Source organism: Pseudoroseomonas ludipueritiae (assembly GCF_014490445.1).
In the GTDB taxonomy this organism is placed as follows: domain Bacteria; phylum Pseudomonadota; class Alphaproteobacteria; order Acetobacterales; family Acetobacteraceae; genus Pseudoroseomonas; species Pseudoroseomonas ludipueritiae.
In genome coordinates this window covers 41,778-58,709 of sequence record NZ_JACTUZ010000010.1, presented here as the reverse complement: position 1 = coordinate 58,709, position 16,932 = coordinate 41,778, and the positions used below count along the sequence as shown (strand labels likewise).

The following is a 16,932-nucleotide window of genomic DNA, read 5'->3' as shown; positions in this document are numbered from 1 at the left end:
TGGAGATGATAAGCCTGGAATCGCTTACAACAGGCACGTCGGATTCGAGGCGGGTTAAAGGGTCGGACGATATGCTCGGGCGCCTAGCCTCCCTGTTGCGTGACGCATGGCGCAGCCCGGCGGCGGAAACGGCGCAAGACAGCCTCCGGCTGTTCCGCCTGCTGGCCGAGAATGTCACCGACATGATCGTGCTGCTGGACCTGGACGGCACGCGCACCTACGTCTCCCCCGCCTGCCGGAGCCTGCTGGGCTATGAGCCGGAGCAGCTGACAGGCGTTTCCACCTTTGTCTTCGTGCATCCCGAGGACCTTGCCCAGGTGCGGGAGCAGATGCGCGCCGTCAGCGCCGGGGAAGGCAACCGCCGCGGGCTGAACCGGATCATCCGCGCCGATGGCAGCATCGCCTGGGTGGAAGCCAGCCTCCGCCTGGTGCGCGACCCCGAGACCAATGCGCCGCGCGAGATCGTCTCGGTGGTGCGCGATGTCACGGAGCAGAAGCAGAACGAAGCCCGCATCCAGCAGATCGCGGCCACCGATTACCTCACTGGCCTGCCGAACCGCCGCGCCTTCCTGGCCGGGGTGGAAAGGCGGCTGGCGCATGGCCTGCCCTGCGCGCTGCTGTTCATCGACCTCGACAATTTCAAGCCGGTCAACGACATCCACGGCCATTCCGCCGGCGATGCCGTGCTGGTCGAGGCCGCTTCCCGGCTGCGCCAGGAAAGCCCGGCGAATGCGGTGGTGGCGCGGCTAGGTGGCGACGAATTCGCCGTGCTGCTGCCCGACAGCGGCGCGGCCGAGGCGGTGGCCGGGCAGATCCTGCGTGCCCTTTCCGCCCCCGTGGTGGCGGAGGGGGTGGTGGCCGAGATCGGCGCCAGCATCGGCATCTCCCGCAGCCCGGAACAGGGTCAGGATACCGAAAGCCTGCTGCGCACCGCCGATATGGCGATGTACCACGCCAAGCGGGCCGGCGCCGGGCGCTTCCTCTTCTTCACCCGCGACATGGAAGACGAGCTGCGTGAGAAGGCCATCTTCAAGAGCCGGCTGAAGCAGGCGGTGGAAGGCGGCGAGATCGTGCCCTTCTACCAGCCGCTGGTGGACCTGCGCAGCGGCCGGCTGATCGGCATGGAGGTGCTGGCGCGCTGGCGCCACCCGGAGCGCGGCATCCTGGCGCCCGCCGAGTTCATCGCCCATGCCGAGCATGGCGGGCTGATCACGCCGCTCTTCAAGAACCTGCTGCACAAGGCCTGCCAGGATGCCACCTCCTGGCCGGAGGGGCTGAAGATCGCGGTTAACCTCTCCCCCCGGCAGTTGCAGGATGCCTCCCTGGCGGGCGTGGTGCTGGACATCCTCTCCGCCTCCGGCCTCAGCCCGCTGCGGCTGGAGCTGGAGGTGACCGAGACCGGCATCGTGCATGACCTCGGCACCGCCAAGCGGCTGCTGGGGCTGCTGCGAGAGGCCGGCATCCGGGTGGCGCTGGATGATTTCGGCACCGGCTATGCCAGCCTGCGCATGGTGAAGGAACTGGCGGTGGACCGGCTGAAGATCGACCGCTCCTTTGTCATGGCCCTGGCCTCGGCACCGGAAAGCGGGCGCTATGTCTCGGCCATCATCGGGCTGGCCCGGGCCCTGGGGCTCGGCACCACGGCCGAGGGTATCGAGGATGCCACCACCATGCGGCGCATCGCCGCCATGGGCTGCGACCTCGGCCAGGGTTATTTCTTCGGCCGCCCGCGCGCCCTGGAGGAACTCGGCCCCTGGCTGCAACGCGCGGAACTGGGCGAGCCGGCGCTGCCGGAAGAAAGCCGGGGCGTCGGCAAGGTGCCGGCGCGGGGCTAGAGCAGATCTCGCCTCCACACGCCGCGCCGGGCGCGTCACCCCAGGATGACGCGGTTCCGTCCGGCTTTCTTGGCGGCATAAAGGGCCTTGTCGGCCCGCTCCACCAGATAGGTGTAGTCCGGATGCCCCTCGAAGACCGCCACGCCGATGGAGGTGGTGACACGCAGGTTCCGCTGCTCCCCCACCACGAATTCGGCGGCGTCGATCGTGGCGCGAATGCGCTCGGCGGTGCGCATCGCCAGATTGGCATCGGCCTCCACCAGCAGCACCAGGAATTCCTCGCCGCCATAGCGGAAGACGAAATCGCTGAGCCGCACGGCGTCCATGATCAGCTCCGCCCCGCGGCTGAGCACCACATCACCGCCCGAATGGCCGAAGGTGTCGTTGATCGCCTTGAAGTGGTCGAAGTCGATCATCAGCGCCGCGAAGCCGCGCCCGCTCTGCGTCGCCATCGCGATCTCGCGCGCGAAGATGGAGGGCATGAAGCGGCGGTTGAGCGTGCGCGTCAGCGCATCCCGGCCATTCTCCAGCCCGACCACCGCCTGGAAGGCATCGCCGATCAGGAACTTGATGTCATTGGCATGCGCCTGCAGCCGTTGCAGCGCGGGGCCGATCTCGCAGCCCTGCTCGATCCCCGGCAGGATCTCCTCGTCGATCTCCCGCATCAGCTGAGTGATGCGTTGCAGCGCCGGAATGCCGCCGAACATCACGCTGGCGCGGTGCTGCATCCAGAGGCCGAATTCGGAGCGGCCGATGCTGTGCAGCCGCGTCGCCTCGTTCCGGCCGGCCACGGCGAAGAGCAGCGATTGCAGCCATTCCAGCAGCGCCGCCCGCTGCGCCTCCCGCTCCAGCGAGGCATCCTGGCCGAGCGAGAAGAGGCGGTAGGCTTCCTCGTTCCGCGTCGCGCGCTCGGTGCCCTCGATAAAGGCGGTCGCCATCATCTCCATGGCGAGATCGAGGATATGGCTGGCATAGCTCAGCGTCTCGACCAACTCGTCGCGCGGCAGGGATGTCTGGCTAAGGCAGCGGGCGATGCCGCCCTTCAGCACCCGCGCCCCGCGCGTGACGAGATGCAGCGGCACGCGGATGCGCGCATGCACTTCCCCCACCTGCCGCTGCAGGCGGGCGGCGGCGGCGAAATCGGGCGCCGCCTCCAGCGGGAAGAGATCCTTCAGCCAGCGCCGCAGGGAATGGTTCAGCCGGTGGCTGACCAGTTCATGAGACAGCATGGCCGCCGCCTCGGGGTCCTCCAGCAGCGTGTCGTAGAAGAGCGTGGTCAGCCTGCCGGCCTCGCGCGCCACGATCTCCGCGACATGGCGGCGCAGTTCTTCGGATATCGAACCGTTCAGGCTTTCCCATTCCCAGCGCGACGCTGCCGCTTCGTCAGGCAGATCAGGCGCGAGGGGAGCATTCATGAGCAATTGGTCACCGGCGATGTGAAAGCGCCTTCTAACATTGCGCGGCTTTAAATCTATCCCATTCCTGGTTGATGCGGGGGTGGGATTATCGCCTCATCGGCTTTGCTGTGCCGGCGGCGGCAGTGGGCGCAGGCTTTCGAAGACCATCATCGGGTGGCCCTGGTGGATGAAGCGGTCGCATTCCCGCAGCCCCAGATCAGCCAGCACGCCGCGGGAGGCCAGGTTGCTCTCGCGCGCCACGGCGATGATGCGCGCCAGCCCGGCGGCATGGCCAAAGCCCAGCGCGGCCCGCGCCGCCTCCCGCGCATAGCCCTTGCCACGCGACCAGGGCCAGAGCGCGAAGCGCAGCGCGATGCCGCGCCCGTCTGGCCGCTCCATCAGGCCCACGATGCCCAGGAAGGCATCATCCTCCGCCCGGTGCACCGCCCAGGTGCCGTAGCCGCGCACCGCCCAGAAGGCGATGTCGTCCTGCAATTCCTCGGTGGTGCGCTCGGCCGTGCGGGTGCCGTGCAGCATGAGGCCGAAGGCGGCCTCATCCCCCTTCAGGCGGATGAGGTCCTCCAGATGCGCGGGGCAGACGGGGCGCAGGACCAGCCGGTCCGTGCGCACCGCATGGGAGGCATCGCCCCCCCAGCCGCCGTCCATCACCGGGTCAGGGGGCGGTACTTGATCCGGTGCGGCTGATCGGCAGCCGCGCCCAGGCGGCGGCGTCGGTCGGCCTCATAGGCCTGGTAGTTGCCCTCGAACCACTCGACATGGCTCTCGCCCTCGAAGGCCATGATGTGCGTCGCCAGGCGGTCCAGGAACCAGCGATCATGCGAGATGATCACGGCGCAGCCGGCGAAGTCCTGCAGCGCCTCTTCCAGCGCGCGCAGGGTATCGACGTCCAGGTCGTTGGTCGGCTCATCGAGCAGGATGACGTTGTGCGGGTCGCGCAGCATCTTGGCCAGGTGCAGGCGGTTGCGCTCACCGCCCGAGAGCACGCCGACCGGCTTCTGCTGGTCGCCGCCCTTGAAGTTGAAGGCGGCGGCATAGGCGCGCGACGGCACCGCGCGCTTGCCCATCATGATCATGTCCTGGCCGTCGGAGATTTCCTGCCAGACGGTGCGCTTGTCATCCAGCGTGTCGCGCGACTGGTCCACGTAGCCCAGGCTGACGGTCTCGCCGATCTTCAGCGTGCCGCCGTCCGGCTGCTCCTTGCCGGTGATCATCTTGAACAGCGTGGACTTGCCGGCGCCGTTGGGGCCGATGACGCCGACGATGCCGCCGGGCGGCAGCTTGAAGGACAGGCCGTCGATCAGCAGGTTGTTGCCGAAGCCCTTGCGCAGGTCGGTGGCCTCGATGACCGTGTTGCCCAGGCGCGGCGCGGGCGGAATCTGGATCTCGGTCGGGTCAGGCGCACGCTCCTGGCTCTTGGCCAGCAGCTCCTCATAGGCCTGGATACGCGCCTTGCTCTTGGCCTGGCGCGCGGCCGGGCTGCGGCCGATCCATTCCTGCTCCTCGGCCAGCTGCCGCTGGCGGGTGCTCTCCTCCTTCTCCTCCTGCTGCAGGCGCTTGCGCTTGGCGTTCAGGTAGGCGGAGTAGTTGCCCTCGTAGGGAATGCCGCGGCCGCGGTCGACTTCCAGGATCCAGTTGGTGACATTGTCCAGGAAGTAGCGGTCGTGGGTGACGACCAGCACCGCGCCCTCATACTCGCGCAGCGTCTTTTCCAGCCAGGAGACGCTCTCGGCATCCAGGTGGTTGGTCGGCTCGTCGAGCAGCAGCAGGTCGGGCTTCTCCAGCAGCAGCTTGACCAGCGCCACGCGGCGGCGCTCGCCGCCGGAGAGGTTGGTCACCGGGCTGTCGGCCAGCGGGGCGCGCAGGGCGTCCAGCGCGATATCGATCTTGCGCTCCAGGTCCCAGCCGTCGGCGGCGTCGATCTTCTCCTGCAGCTCGGCCTGCTCGGCGAGGAGGGTGTTCATCTCCTCCTCGGTCATCTCCTCGGCGAACTTCATCGAGATCTCGTTGAAGCGCTCCAGGTCCGCCTTCAGCGTGCCGAAAGCGTCCATGACATTCTCGCCGACCGTCTTGTCGGGGTCGAGATGCGGCTCCTGCGACAGGTAGCCGACCCGCACGCCCTCGGCCGCCCAGGCCTCGCCGCCGAATTCCTTGTCCTGCCCCGCCATGATGCGCATCAGCGTGGACTTGCCGGCGCCGTTGGGGCCGAGCACGCCGATCTTCGCGGTGTTCAGGAAGGAAAGGGTGATGCCTTTGAAGATCTCACGCCCGCCCGGATAGGACTTGGTGAGGTCTTTCATCACGTAAACGTATTGAGGGGCCATGGCGCGACACTATTCCGGCGAGAGGTTCGGCCCCGGTTCTAGCCACCGGGGCGCCGAACGCCAAGGCGGAAGCGGGGTTCAGGCCGCCGCGGGCCCTTCCTCCGCCGCTTCCCGCACCTGATCGCGGCCGGCGCGCTTGGCGACATAGAGGGCGCTGTCGGCCCGCAACAGCAGGCTGCCCAGCCTCTCCCCCGGCCGCCGCAAGGCGACGCCGAAGCTGGCGGCCAGATGGCCACGGCCGGGCAGCGGGAAGCCGGGCTGGATGTCCCGCAGCGCCTGCCGCAGCCGCTCGGCCAGGGCCAACGTCTCGGGGAGGCCCCGCCCCGGCAGGGCAATGGCGAATTCCTCGCCGCCCAGGCGGCCAAAGAGGTCATGAGCCCGCAGCAGCGACTGGCAGCGCTGGGCCATCAGGCGCAGCACCACGTCGCCGCCCGCATGGCCGGCGCAATCGTTGATCGACTTGAAATGGTCGAGGTCGAAGGTGACCAGCGCGAAGGGCTGCCCGCTGCCGCGCTCCGCCGCCAGGGCCTGTTCCGCCCTTTCCAGGAAGCCGCGCCGGTTGGCGATGCCGGTCAGGGAATCCGTCTCCGCCTGCAGCCGAAGCTGCTCAGTCCGCTCGGCGACGCGGTATTCCAGCATGCGGTTGGCCTCGGCCAGGGCCCAGCCGGCTTCCCGCCTTTCGCTGACCAGGGCCATCAGCGTCAGGATGTTCATGGCGCAGAGCACCACCAGCATGCCTGCCGACTGCATCGGGTTGACCACCCCAGGCGACTGGAAGGGCCCCAGCCCCGCCACGGTGCCGGCGGAGGCGATGACGCAGATGATGGTCAGCAGCGTATAGGCAGCCCGCAGCGAGATGCGCAGCGCGATCCAGGACAGCGGCACCGCCAGCAGGAAGACGAGCTGCGCCGAGGGCAGGCGTTGCGGCATCTCCACGGAAAAGACCAGTACGGCCAGGCCGGCGGTGGCCAGCCAGACGGCACTGTCCAGCAGCAGCACCCGGCTGCCGGAGCCCCGCCCCGGCACCGGCGGCGTGCGCTCCAACCCCAACCAGAGCGCCAGGGAGGGCGCGAAATAGAAGGTGCCGCCGGCATCGCAGAGCAGCCAGGCGCCCCAGGCCGCGCTGGCGCCCTGCCACGGCAGGCCGCCCAGCATCAGCAGCGTCAGGGTGCCGAAGGTGGCGGTGACCAGGGCATGCAGCAGCACCGCGCCCAGGATGAAGGCCACCACGCCGCTGAAGCGGGTGAAGAGCCCCGTCGCCGGCCGCAGCCTGCGGGTCAGCATCACCCCGGCCAGCGGGCCGAGGGCATTGCTGACGGAAATCGCCGCCGCCACGGCCGGCGTGGCGCCAAAGGTCACGGCATTGACCACAAAGGAGCCGAGGAAGATGCCCGGGACCAGCCGCCAGCCCCCCAGCATGCAGGCCGTGGCGGCGATGCCGGACGGGAGCCAGATGGGCGCGGGAAACAGGCCGAAGGCCGCGAAGAAATACCCCACCGCGCAGCCCAGCCCCAGATAGGCCAGGGCGACGGAGAGGTTCATCATCACCCAGAAGGAGACGCTGCGCCCCTTGCACCAGCCCGGCAGCCAGGGCTCCGGCCGGGTACCGCGCCATGACGTCCGCGGCAGGCCAAGGGCCGGGCTGCCGGCCGCCGTGGGAACAAGGCTTTCCTGAATCGTTGAAGACATGAACCGCCCCGCCCGCGACGCGGAAATCTCCGCGAATCACGCTTTCGTTGCAAGTGCGATCACGAAAAGCGGAGCCCGAAGCATCCAACGGGGGAAAGGCTCCATGCGCCCGGCAGGACTTGAACCCGCAACCAAGCCGTTATGAGCGGCCCGCTCTAACCAGTTGAGCTACAGGCGCCTGGAGATACCCGCTTGCTATACCGGCCAGGAGCAAACCGCCAGAGGGAGCCGGGGCATTCAGTGCGCCAGCAAGGCGCGAATGGCATCGGCGGCCTGAGCGATGCCCACCACCCCTTCCAGGTGGCCCAGGGGCCCCTTCAGCTCCACCACCTCCACCGGCCGGTTCAGGCGGCGCAGGGTTTCCGCCAGCTCCCGCCCATATTCCACGGGAAAGACCCGGTCATGGACCGAGGGCAGCAGCAGCCATCTGGCGCGGCTGCGCGAAAGCGCGGCCTCGGTGCTGTCGTATTCGTTCAGGAAGAGCTGGTTGGCGCGCGTCAGATAGAGAAAGGAATTGGCATCCGATACCCTGGCGCGGGCGGCGGCGGCATCCTCCAGCCATTGCTCCACGGCGAAGCGGTCGCCGATGCGGCGGGCGGGGTCCTGGCCCTCCACCGGGCGGCGGCCGAATTCCCGGGCCCATGCGCGGTCCCGCGAGTGAAGGGTGACGATGCGCAGCGCCTCCGTCAGCCCTTGCAGCGGCGGCTGGCGGCCCTGGGCGTAATATTCGCCGTTGCGCCAGTTGGGGTCCATGCGGATCGGCGCTTCCCAGATATCCAGCCAGCCCAGCATCCAGGCATCGATCTCACCCGTGCCGATGGCGGGCATGGCGCGCTCCACCCATTCCGGATAGGCGGCGGCCCATTCCACCACCTGCAGCGAGCCCATGCTGCCGCCGGCCACCAGGGCCAGCTTCTTCACGCCCAGGCTTTCCAGCAGCAGCTTCTGCACCTCCACGAAGTCGCGGATGGAAACCACAGGGAAATCCATCCCATAGGGCCGGCCGGTGGCGGGATTGACCGAGGCCGGGCCGGTGGTGATGGTGCGCGCATCCCGCACATTCAGATTGGCCAGGCAGTCGGCCGCCACCACGAAGAAGCGGTTCGTGTCGATCGGCTTGCCGGGGCCGATAATGGCATCCCAGTAGCCGGGCGCCTCCCCGGCGGCATAGCGGCCGAAGGCATGGCTGTTGCCGGTGAAGAAATGCTCGATCAGCACGGCATTGTCGCCTGCCGCGTTCAGCGTGCCCGCGGTCTGGTAACCGATGCGCCCGGCGGCCAGGTTGGCGCCGCCACGGGTGCGGTAATTGGCGAATTCGAAGACCTTCTTCTCCACGAGCAGCTCAGGCGCGGGGGCGGCGGGCGTCGGCGCGGCATTCTGTGCCTGCCCCTGGGCCTGCCCCTGGGCCCGCCCCTGGCGCGGCAGCAGGCTGGACAGGGCTGTCGCGGCCAGAAGGCCTCGGCGCGTGGTCATGCGGCTTTTTCTCCCCCAAGGCGGTGCCGGCGGCCCGCGCCCCATGCCCCGCATGGTGCCCCTGGCGCCGCGCCAGCCGCAAGGGGCACTTCCCCCTCCCGAATGGACGCCCGGCGCGCCCCCTGCTACAGCGCGCACAGCCCGCGACCCGACCACAGCATGGATTGGATGGCCACCACGATGGACGTGACGAAGCTCCCCACCGGCAAGAACCCGCCCTACGACATCAATGTCGTCATCGAGATCCCGCAGGGGTCGCAGGTGAAGTACGAGCTGGACAAGGACAGCGGCGCCATCATGGTCGACCGCTTCCTGTTCACGCCGATGGCCTATCCGGCGGCCTACGGCTTCGTTCCCGGCACCCTGGCCGATGACGGCGACCCGTCCGACGCGCTGGTGCTGGCCCCCGCCCCCATCGTGCCCGGCGCCGTGATCCGCGCCCGCCCCATCGGCGTCCTCTTCATGGAAGACGAGAGCGGCCAGGACGAGAAGCTGATCTGCGTGCCGCATGACAAGCTGCACACCGCCTACACGGACATCAAGGACGTGTCGGACCTGCCCAAGATCACGCGCGACGCCATCGAGCACTTCTTCACGCGCTACAAGGACTTGGAGCCCGGTAAGTGGGTGAAGGTGCGCAACTGGGGTGGCGCCGCGGAAGCCGCCGCGATCCTGGAAAAGCAGATCGCCGCCGGCCAGAAGTGACGCCGGCGCCGGGCGGGGGCAGCCCCCCTGCCCGGCCGGCCCTGAAGGGAGAGGCCCGCTTCGGCGCTTCTCCCGGTCAGGGGCATCAGCCCGCCAGCAGCCGCTCCGGCACCTTGAGGCCGAGCCGCGCCGGCACGGGCCAGACCTCGCGCACCCGTCGTGTCTCGACGAAGCCGGCCGCACGGTAATTCGGCAGGGCGCGCGGATGGTCGGCGGTGCAGGTATTCACCGTCAGCAGCCGGGTATGGCCGGACCAGCCCTGGTCGATGGCATGGCGCAGGAAGGCGGCGCCCATGCCGCAGCCCACAGCATGCGGCAGCAGGCCAAAATAGGCGATGTTGGTCTGGCCGCCGGCCCGCCGCTCCAGCTCATAGAAACCGGCCGGGGCGCCGTCGCGGTAGAGCACGTGGATGCTGACGGAAGGATCGGCCAGCACATTGGCGATCTCGGCATCGCTGGCGGTGCGGCGCAGCCACCAGACGTAATCCTGCCCCACCGTGTTGTAGAGGTAGCGGTAGAAGGGCACCGTGCATTTCGTCGCCACCGCCACCTGCGCATCCGCCGGCAGGGCGGGCGCCGGCGTCACCGGCGGCTGCTCCATCCGCAGGAAGGTGACGTCCACCGCCACCCGGATCGCGGGTTCCACCAGCGAGAGGCGCACTTTAGTTGTCCAGGAAGGAGCGCAGCTTGCGGCTGCGGCTGGGGTGCTTCAGCTTGCGCAGCGCCTTGGCCTCGATCTGCCGGATACGCTCGCGCGTCACGTTGAACTGCTGGCCGACCTCTTCCAGCGTGTGGTCGGTGTTCATGCCGATGCCGAAGCGCATCCGCAGCACGCGCTCCTCGCGCGGCGTCAGAGAGGACAGCACCCGCGTGGTGGCTTCGCGCAGATTGGTCTGGATGGCGGCATCGAGCGGGATGATCGCCGCCTTGTCCTCGATGAAGTCGCCCAGGTGGCTGTCTTCCTCGTCGCCGATCGGCGTCTCGAGGGAGATCGGCTCCTTGGCGATCTTGAGGACCTTGCGCACCTTCTCCAGCGGCATGCCGAGCTTCTCGGCCAGTTCCTCCGGCTGCGGCTCGCGCCCGATCTCGTGCAGCATCTGCCGGCTGGTGCGCACCAGCTTGTTGATCGTCTCGATCATGTGGACCGGGATGCGGATGGTCCGCGCCTGGTCCGCGATGGAGCGGGTGATGGCCTGCCGGATCCACCAGGTCGCATAGGTGGAGAACTTGTAGCCGCGGCGGTATTCGAACTTATCGACCGCCTTCATCAACCCGATATTGCCTTCTTGGATCAGATCCAGGAACTGCAGCCCGCGATTGGTGTATTTCTTGGCGATGGAGATCACGAGGCGCAGGTTGGCCTCGATCATCTCCTTCTTCGCCTGGGTCATGTCGCGCTCGCCGCGCGAGACGGTGGCATAGACCCGCTTGAACTCGCCCACTGGTAGGCCGGTCAGCGCGGCCGTCTCCCCGATCTTGGCGCGGATCGCCTCCACCTCGTCGCGCGAGCGTTCGACGAAGGTCTTCCAGGCCTTGCCCGGCAGGGTGGCCACGCGGTCCATCCAGTTCGGATCGATCTCGGCGCCGCGCCAGTGCTGCAGGAAGTCGTCGCGCTTGACCTTGCTGGCCTCGGCCAGCCGCAGCACCTGCCCCTCGAAGCCGGTGATGCGGCGGTTCAGGCCCTTGAGCTGGTCCACCAGCTCTTCGATGCGGTTGTTGTGCAGGTGGACCTTCTCCACCAGCGCCACCAGCTCGCCGCGCTGCGCCACATAGGCCTGCTCGGCCTTGGCGGCCAACTCGCCACCGGCGGTATAGGCATCCATCCGCTGCGCCTGCAGCTTCTGCAGCTTGCCGTAGAGGTCCTCGATCTCCTCGAAGGTCGCCAGGGCCTCGGGCTTCAGCTTCTCTTCCAGCGCGGACAGCGAGAGGCCCATGCCCTCCCCTTCCTCGCCTTCCTCGAATTCCTCGGCCTCGGCGGGCGGGGGCGCGTCGCCGCCCTCGGCGGCGGCCGTGGCTTCCAGGTCGATCACGTCGCGCAGCAGCATGCGGCCGTCCTTGACGGCGTCGTGCCAGCCCAGGATGGCCTGGAGCGTCAGCGGGCTCTCGCAGAGCCCGCCGATCATGGCGTCCCGGCCGGCCTCGATGCGCTTGGCGATGGCGATCTCGCCCTCGCGGGAGAGCAGCTCCACACTGCCCATCTCCCGCAGGTACATGCGGACGGGGTCGTCGGTGCGGCCGAGGTTCTCCTCGCTGACGTTGCCGCCCTCTTCCTCGTCCTCGCTTTCCTCGTCGGCGCCTTCGGCCTTGGCGGCGGGCTTGGCGGCGCCCTCGCCGTCCTCGCTTTCCTCGGCCTCGACCAGGTTGATGCCCAGGTCGCTGAGCATCGCCATGGTGTCCTCGATCAACTCGGAGGAGACCTGCTCGTTCGGCAGGGTGGCGTTCAGCTCGTCGTAGGTGACGTAGCCACGCTCCTTGCCACGGGCGACCAGCTTCTTGACGGCGGCCGAGAGGGTATCAAGCAAGGCTCCTTCAACCGCCTCGTCGCGGTTCTCGACCGTCTCGGTGCCGCCCGCTGCCTTGCTCGCCATGCCGTCCGCTCCGTCAGATGCCCGCCGCACATGCCACCCGAAGCCGCCGCCGCGCCGCGACGAGGGTGGCGCACCATCCTGGTAATCACCCGTCCCACCCGCTGTTGGGCCGGGGCATCGCACACCACTGCTTCGCGCCATAACCGCCCGCGCACCCGCAACACAAGAGCCGCCAGGGCCAAAGAACCCGTAGCTGGAGCGGGACCATCAGTGGGCGGCGCCGGATTCGCCTTCCTCATCCTCCATTTCGCCCCGCTGCTGGGCCATCAGGGCCTCCGTCAGCCGGATCAATCGCCGCTGGGCGGCGGCATCGCCACTGGTGGCAAAGGCCATCTCGGCGGCGCGGCGGTCTTCCAGCAGGGCGGCCTGGCCGCGCAGGAACCCGAAGAAGTGCCACCATGCCTTGGCCACGGCCTGCGGCTGCGCCTCTGGCGAGAGCAGCCGTCGCAGACCAGGGCATTGCAGGGCCCAGGCCAGCGCCTCGGGCGTGGTCGATTGGAGTTGGGCTTGCAGCGCGCCTGGATCAAGCTGCTCCGCCACGCCGTGCCAGGCCAGGATGCCCTGGCGGAGCTGCGCTGCCTCGCCATCCTCGGGAAGGTCGAGTTGCAGCAGGGCTTCCTCCACCTCCGGCAGCAGCCAGGGGTGCGCCAGTGTCAGGGCCAGAAGGCAGCGGGCGCGCTCGCTCTGCGTATGCAGGGCGTCGATTTCCGGGCGCGGCAGGTTCAGCGGCGGCGGCGCCGGGCGGCCGCCCTTGCGCCATTCGCCGCGCGCGGCCGGCTGGAAACGCTGCGGCGCCGGGCGGCGGCCGGATTCGAAGAAGCGGTCCAGCAGCAGGCGGCGGTATTCGGCACCCAGGATCTTGTCCGGGATCGCCTCCGCCGCCGCCACCAGCTTGTGCCGCAGCGTGGCGCGGGCTTCCGGCGCCGTGCCGGGGGATTGCGCCGCCAGCATGTCGTAGAGCACATCCGAGAGAGGCTTCCGCCCCTCCAGCAGTGCGCGGAAGGCGTTGGTGCCACCCTTGCGGGTGATGGAATCCGGGTCCTCCCCCGCCGGCAGGGTGACGAAGGCGAGGCTGCGTTCGGTGGAAAGCAGCGGCAGGGCCAGCTCGGCGGCCCGGGCGGCGGCGCGGGTGCCGGCGGCATCGCCATCGAAGCAGAGCACCGGGCTTGGCGTCATGCGCCAGAGTTCCTCGAGCTGCTCCTCCGTCAGCGCGGTGCCGAGCGGCGCCACGGCGCCGGGGAAGCCGGCCTGATGCAGAGCGATGACATCCATGTAGCCCTCGGCCACCACCACGGGCTGGTTCCGGAAGGCGGCATCGCGCGCGATGTCGATGCCATAGAGGTTGCGACGCTTGGAGAAGAGCGAGGTCTCCGGCCCATTGACGTATTTCGGCTGCCCATCACCCAGGATGCGCCCACCGAAGGAGACCATGCGCCCGCGCCGATCCCGGATGGGAAACATGACGCGGTTGAAGAAGAGGTCGGTGAGCGGCTCGCCCTCCTCGCCGCCGCGCATCAGCCCGGCCTCGACCAATTGGCGCGGCTCGATGCCGAGCGGCTTCAGGTCGGCCGCCAGGGCGCCGCGCCCGCCACCGGACCAGCCGAGGCCGAAGGCGCGAATGGTTTCCTCCGACAATCCGCGGCGCAGCAGGTAGTCCAGCCCGGCGCGGCCTTCAGGCAGGCGCAGGCGGCGCTGGAAGGCCTCGGCGGCGGCTTCCAGCACGGCATGCAGGTCGCGCGCCCGCGCTTCCCGCCGCGCCTGCTCGGGCGTGGCCTTGGGAACTTCCATCCCGGCTTCGCCCGCCAGGCGCTCCACAGCCTCGGGGAAGGAAGCGCCTTCCGCCTGCATCACGAAGGCGATGGCATCGCCATGCGCGCCGCAGCCAAAGCAGTGGTAGTGGTCGTCGTAGATATAGAAGGAAGGCGTCTTTTCCCCATGGAAGGGGCAGCAGGCCTTCCACTGGCGGCCGGACTTGGTGACGCGAGTCTTGCGGCCGATCAGCGCCGGCAGCGGTGTCCGGGCGCGAAGCTCTTCGAGGAAGTTGGGGGGCAGCGCCATGGATGGGTCATAGCGCGCCGCCCCTGTCGAAGTTAAGCGCCCAGCTTCGCCTTCACCAGCGGGCCGGCCTTGGCCATGTCCATGGTGGCGGCGTGCTTGGCGCGCAGCTCCGCCATCACCTTGCCCATATCCTTGATGGTGCTGGCGCCGGTGGCCGCCACCGCCGCCTCGACGGCGGCCTGCATGGCGACGTCATCCATCTGCTGCGGCAGGAAATCCTCGATCACGGCGATCTCGGCCTCTTCCTTGGCGGCCAGCTCGGGGCGGTTGCCCTGGCGGTACATCTCCACGCTCTCCCGCCGGGACTTCACCATGCCGCGCAGCATCGAGACGATCTGCTCCTCCGGCACCTGCTCCACGCCGCTGGGGCGGGCTGCGATATCGGTGTCCTTCAGCTTGGCCATGACCATGCGGATGGTGGAGGTGCGCGCGGCGTCGCCGGCCTTCATTGAGGCCTTCATTTCCTCCAGGAAGCGGGCGCGCAGGGACATGGGTCGAACTCCTCGGAAACAGGGTGGCCACGACGGATAATTGCTGCGTGGCTTTGGAGGTGGGGTATAAGGCGCGCCGTGGCCACAGAGCCAGCGGGAAGAAAATTCCCAACCAGGATCACAGACCGGTGTTGCACTGGGAAGAAAATTCCCAGATAAGCCGTGCCATGCGGTCTGTTGAAGAAATCATTGCCCTGATCGGCGGCGCCGACGCCGCTGCCCAGCGTTGCGGCATCGGCACCGAGGCGGTGCGCAAGTGGCGCCAGTCCCGCGCCATTCCCGCCAAGCACTGGCCGGCGATCATCGCCGCCACGGGCCTGACCCTGGCGGATATGCCTCAGGCCGCCCAGACCAGCCCCGACCCCGCCAGCACCCAGCCGGAGAGCCCGATGAGCCCTGAGTCCCAAGCCGCCGAGCTATCCGCTGACACGCGTCCTGCCGGCGCGACCGCCGCGCTGGTGCTGGCCGATGGCTCGGTCTTCTGGGGCATGGGCTTCGGCGCCCATACCACCTCGGTGGGCGAGATCTGCTTCAACACCGGCATGACGGGCTATCAGGAAACCCTGACCGACCCCTCCTATGCCGGGCAGATCATCACCTTCACCTTCCCGCATATCGGCAATGTCGGCGCCAACCCGGAGGATGCCGAGAGCATCACCCCCGCCGCGCGCGGCCTGGTGGTGAAGCTGGACCTGACGGAGCCGGCCAATTATCGCGCCACCCGCCACCTGGACGACTGGCTGAAGAGCTACGGCATCCCCGGCATTGCCGGTGTGGATACCCGCGCCCTGACGCTGCGCATCCGCGACGGCGGTGCGCCCAATGGCGTGCTGGCCTTCCCGGCAGATGGCAAGTTCGACCTGCCGGCGCTGCGCGCCCAGGCCGCCGGCTGGCCGGGGCTGGAAGGCATGGACCTCGCCAAGGAAGTCTCCTGCCGCCAGTCCTATGCCTGGACGGAGGGGCTCTGGGCCTGGGGCCAGGGCTACGATGTCTCGCCGGCCAAGAAGCACAAGGTCGTGGCCGTCGATTACGGCGCCAAGCGCAATATCCTGCGCTGCCTGGCCAATGCCGGCTGCGACGTGACCGTGGTGCCCGCCACCGCCACGGCCGAGGATATCCTTTCCCACAACCCGGATGGCGTCTTCCTCTCGAACGGCCCTGGCGATCCGGCGGCGACCGGCGAATACGCGGTGCCCGCCATCCGTGGCGTGCTGGAGACGGGCAAGCCGGTCTTCGGCATCTGCCTCGGCCACCAGCTTCTGGCCCTGGCGCTGGGCGCCAAGACCTATAAGCTGGACCGCGGCCACCGCGGCGCCAACCAGCCGGTGCAGGACCTGGCCACCGGCCGGGTCGAGATCACCTCGCAGAACCACGGCTTCGCGGTGGATGAGGCGAGCCTGCCCGCCGGCGTGACGGTGACGCACAAGTCGCTGTTCGACGGCTCCAACGAAGGCATCGCGGCCACCGACAAGCCCGCCTTCTCCGTGCAGTACCACCCGGAGGCCAGCCCCGGCCCGTCCGACAGCCACTATCTCTTCCATCGCTTCGTGGACATGATCGAGAAGCACAAGGGCTGAGGCCCGGAGAGGGAGAGGACCGCAAATGTTTGATCTGAGCGGGCGCGTGGCCGTGGTCACGGGCGGCAATGGCGGCATCGGCCTGGGCATGGCGCGCGGGCTGGCGGCCGCCGGTGCCTGGGTGGCCGTGGTCGGCCGCAACCCTGAGAAGAACAAGGCCGCCGTGGCTGAACTGGGTGAGGATGCCTTCGCCATCCAAGCTGACCTGACCGAGGCCGGCACCGCCGACCGCGTGGTGGCGCAGGTGGTGGAACAGGCTGGCGGCATCGACATCCTGGTCAACAATGCCGGCACCAATATCCGCCGTCTGCCGCAGGAGGTGACGGACGAGGACTGGCATGCCGTGATGGATGCCAACCTCACCAGCGCCATGCGGATGAGCCGCGCGGCCTATCCGCACCTCAAGGCCAATGGGCGCGGGCGCGTCATCTCCATTGGCTCGATGATGTCGATCTTCGGCCTGCCGCTCTCCCCCGCCTATGGCGCCAGCAAGGGCGGCATCGTGCAGTACACGCGCTCCCTCGCCGTGGCCTGGGGTCCGGACGGCATCACCGCCAATGCGATCCTGCCCGGCTGGATCGAGACGGAACTGACGGCTGGCGCCAAGCGCGACATGCCGGAGCTGAACGACCGCGTGCTCTCCCGCACACCGCAGAAGCGGTGGGGCCTGCCCGCCGACTTCGCCGGCATCGCCGCCTTCCTGGCCAGCGACGCCGCCGCCTTCATCACCGGCACCGCCATCCCTGTGGATGGCGGCATGTCGGTGCACGGCTGACA

13 protein-coding genes and 1 tRNA gene are annotated in these 16,932 nt (G+C 68.8%); 4 read left to right on the top strand and 10 right to left on the bottom strand.

The window, feature by feature from the left end:
* The first annotated feature begins 71 nt into the window (after nt 1-71).
* Nucleotides 72-1,835, top strand: a complete 1,764-nt coding sequence (locus tag IBL25_RS04965) for a putative bifunctional diguanylate cyclase/phosphodiesterase (RefSeq protein ID WP_187777449.1) — start codon at nt 72-74, stop codon at nt 1,833-1,835.
* A 35-nt stretch (nt 1,836-1,870) separates the two neighbouring features.
* Here the strand turns inward: IBL25_RS04965 and IBL25_RS04960 are convergent, their stop codons facing one another.
* The 6 genes from IBL25_RS04960 to IBL25_RS04935 all read right to left on the bottom strand — a co-directional run bounded on the left by IBL25_RS04960 (nt 1,871) and on the right by IBL25_RS04935 (nt 8,736).
* Nucleotides 1,871-3,250 (bottom strand): GGDEF domain-containing protein, encoded by a 1,380-nt coding sequence (locus IBL25_RS04960; RefSeq protein WP_187777448.1) that lies wholly within the window; start codon nt 3,248-3,250, stop codon nt 1,871-1,873.
* Nucleotides 3,251-3,346: 96 nt separating this feature from the next.
* Nucleotides 3,347-3,898, bottom strand: a complete 552-nt coding sequence (locus IBL25_RS04955; RefSeq protein WP_187777447.1) for a GNAT family N-acetyltransferase — start codon at nt 3,896-3,898, stop codon at nt 3,347-3,349.
* A complete protein-coding gene (gene ettA / locus IBL25_RS04950) occupies nt 3,898-5,574 on the bottom strand; it encodes an energy-dependent translational throttle protein EttA (protein ID WP_187777446.1) in 1,677 nt (558 codons plus the stop codon). Before ettA ends, IBL25_RS04955 begins: the two co-directional genes overlap by 1 nt.
* A 78-nt stretch (nt 5,575-5,652) precedes the next feature.
* Nucleotides 5,653-7,263 carry a GGDEF domain-containing protein gene (locus IBL25_RS04945; protein WP_187777445.1) on the bottom strand — a complete coding sequence of 537 codons (1,611 nt, stop codon included), beginning with the start codon at nt 7,261-7,263 and terminating at the stop codon, nt 5,653-5,655.
* Nucleotides 7,264-7,367: 104 nt separating this feature from the next.
* Nucleotides 7,368-7,441, bottom strand: a tRNA-Ile gene (locus tag IBL25_RS04940).
* A 59-nt stretch (nt 7,442-7,500) separates the two neighbouring features.
* Entirely contained in the window at nt 7,501-8,736 is a 1,236-nt protein-coding gene (locus IBL25_RS04935) for an E22 family MetX-like putative esterase (RefSeq protein WP_187777444.1), read from the bottom strand.
* Nucleotides 8,737-8,916: 180 nt separating this feature from the next.
* Between IBL25_RS04935 and ppa the strand changes: the two genes are divergently transcribed.
* The gene (ppa, locus tag IBL25_RS04930; protein WP_187777467.1) at nt 8,917-9,441 is read left to right on the top strand and encodes an inorganic diphosphatase; all 525 of its coding nucleotides are present in this window, start codon (nt 8,917-8,919) and stop codon (nt 9,439-9,441) included.
* 85 nt (nt 9,442-9,526) lie between these two features.
* On the opposite strand, the gene IBL25_RS04925 is transcribed toward ppa, so the two are convergent.
* From IBL25_RS04925 to IBL25_RS04910, 4 genes are all read right to left on the bottom strand, one after another.
* Nucleotides 9,527-10,042, bottom strand: coding sequence for a GNAT family N-acetyltransferase (locus IBL25_RS04925; protein ID WP_187777466.1), 516 nt, complete (start codon nt 10,040-10,042; stop codon nt 9,527-9,529).
* Nucleotides 10,043-10,103: 61 nt separating this feature from the next.
* Nucleotides 10,104-12,029, bottom strand: coding sequence for an RNA polymerase sigma factor RpoD (rpoD, locus tag IBL25_RS04920; RefSeq protein WP_187777443.1), 1,926 nt, complete (start codon nt 12,027-12,029; stop codon nt 10,104-10,106).
* 207 nt (nt 12,030-12,236) lie between these two features.
* Nucleotides 12,237-14,087 carry a DNA primase gene (gene dnaG / locus IBL25_RS04915; protein WP_187777442.1) on the bottom strand — a complete coding sequence of 617 codons (1,851 nt, stop codon included), beginning with the start codon at nt 14,085-14,087 and terminating at the stop codon, nt 12,237-12,239.
* A gap of 32 nt (nt 14,088-14,119) precedes the next feature.
* Complete coding sequence (locus tag IBL25_RS04910) at nt 14,120-14,578, bottom strand: GatB/YqeY domain-containing protein (RefSeq protein WP_187777441.1); 459 nt, start codon at nt 14,576-14,578, stop codon at nt 14,120-14,122.
* Between the two features lie 167 nt (nt 14,579-14,745).
* Between IBL25_RS04910 and carA the strand changes: the two genes are divergently transcribed.
* Nucleotides 14,746-16,155 carry a glutamine-hydrolyzing carbamoyl-phosphate synthase small subunit gene (gene carA / locus IBL25_RS04905; protein ID WP_187777440.1) on the top strand — a complete coding sequence of 470 codons (1,410 nt, stop codon included), beginning with the start codon at nt 14,746-14,748 and terminating at the stop codon, nt 16,153-16,155.
* A 25-nt stretch (nt 16,156-16,180) separates the two neighbouring features.
* Nucleotides 16,181-16,930 carry an SDR family NAD(P)-dependent oxidoreductase gene (locus IBL25_RS04900; protein ID WP_187777439.1) on the top strand — a complete coding sequence of 250 codons (750 nt, stop codon included), beginning with the start codon at nt 16,181-16,183 and terminating at the stop codon, nt 16,928-16,930.
* Nucleotides 16,931-16,932: the final 2 nt, after the last annotated feature.

Excerpts from the sequence above, each read along its gene's own strand:
- ppa (WP_187777467.1), top strand. The coding sequence starts at position 8,917 with ATGGACGTGACGAAGCTCCCCACCGGCAAGAACCCGCCCTACGACATC.
- IBL25_RS04965 (WP_187777449.1), top strand. The coding sequence starts at position 72 with ATGCTCGGGCGCCTAGCCTCCCTGTTGCGTGACGCATGGCGCAGCCCG.
- IBL25_RS04925 (WP_187777466.1), bottom strand. The coding sequence starts at position 10,042 with ATGGAGCAGCCGCCGGTGACGCCGGCGCCCGCCCTGCCGGCGGATGCG.
- IBL25_RS04945 (WP_187777445.1), bottom strand. The coding sequence starts at position 7,263 with ATGTCTTCAACGATTCAGGAAAGCCTTGTTCCCACGGCGGCCGGCAGC.
- IBL25_RS04935 (WP_187777444.1), bottom strand. The coding sequence starts at position 8,736 with ATGACCACGCGCCGAGGCCTTCTGGCCGCGACAGCCCTGTCCAGCCTG.
- dnaG (WP_187777442.1), bottom strand. The coding sequence starts at position 14,087 with ATGGCGCTGCCCCCCAACTTCCTCGAAGAGCTTCGCGCCCGGACACCG.
- IBL25_RS04900 (WP_187777439.1), top strand. The coding sequence starts at position 16,181 with ATGTTTGATCTGAGCGGGCGCGTGGCCGTGGTCACGGGCGGCAATGGC.
- ettA (WP_187777446.1), bottom strand. The coding sequence starts at position 5,574 with ATGGCCCCTCAATACGTTTACGTGATGAAAGACCTCACCAAGTCCTAT.
- rpoD (WP_187777443.1), bottom strand. The coding sequence starts at position 12,029 with ATGGCGAGCAAGGCAGCGGGCGGCACCGAGACGGTCGAGAACCGCGAC.
- IBL25_RS04955 (WP_187777447.1), bottom strand. The coding sequence starts at position 3,898 with ATGGACGGCGGCTGGGGGGGCGATGCCTCCCATGCGGTGCGCACGGAC.
- IBL25_RS04910 (WP_187777441.1), bottom strand. The coding sequence starts at position 14,578 with ATGTCCCTGCGCGCCCGCTTCCTGGAGGAAATGAAGGCCTCAATGAAG.
- carA (WP_187777440.1), top strand. The coding sequence starts at position 14,746 with ATGCGGTCTGTTGAAGAAATCATTGCCCTGATCGGCGGCGCCGACGCC.
- IBL25_RS04960 (WP_187777448.1), bottom strand. The coding sequence starts at position 3,250 with ATGAATGCTCCCCTCGCGCCTGATCTGCCTGACGAAGCGGCAGCGTCG.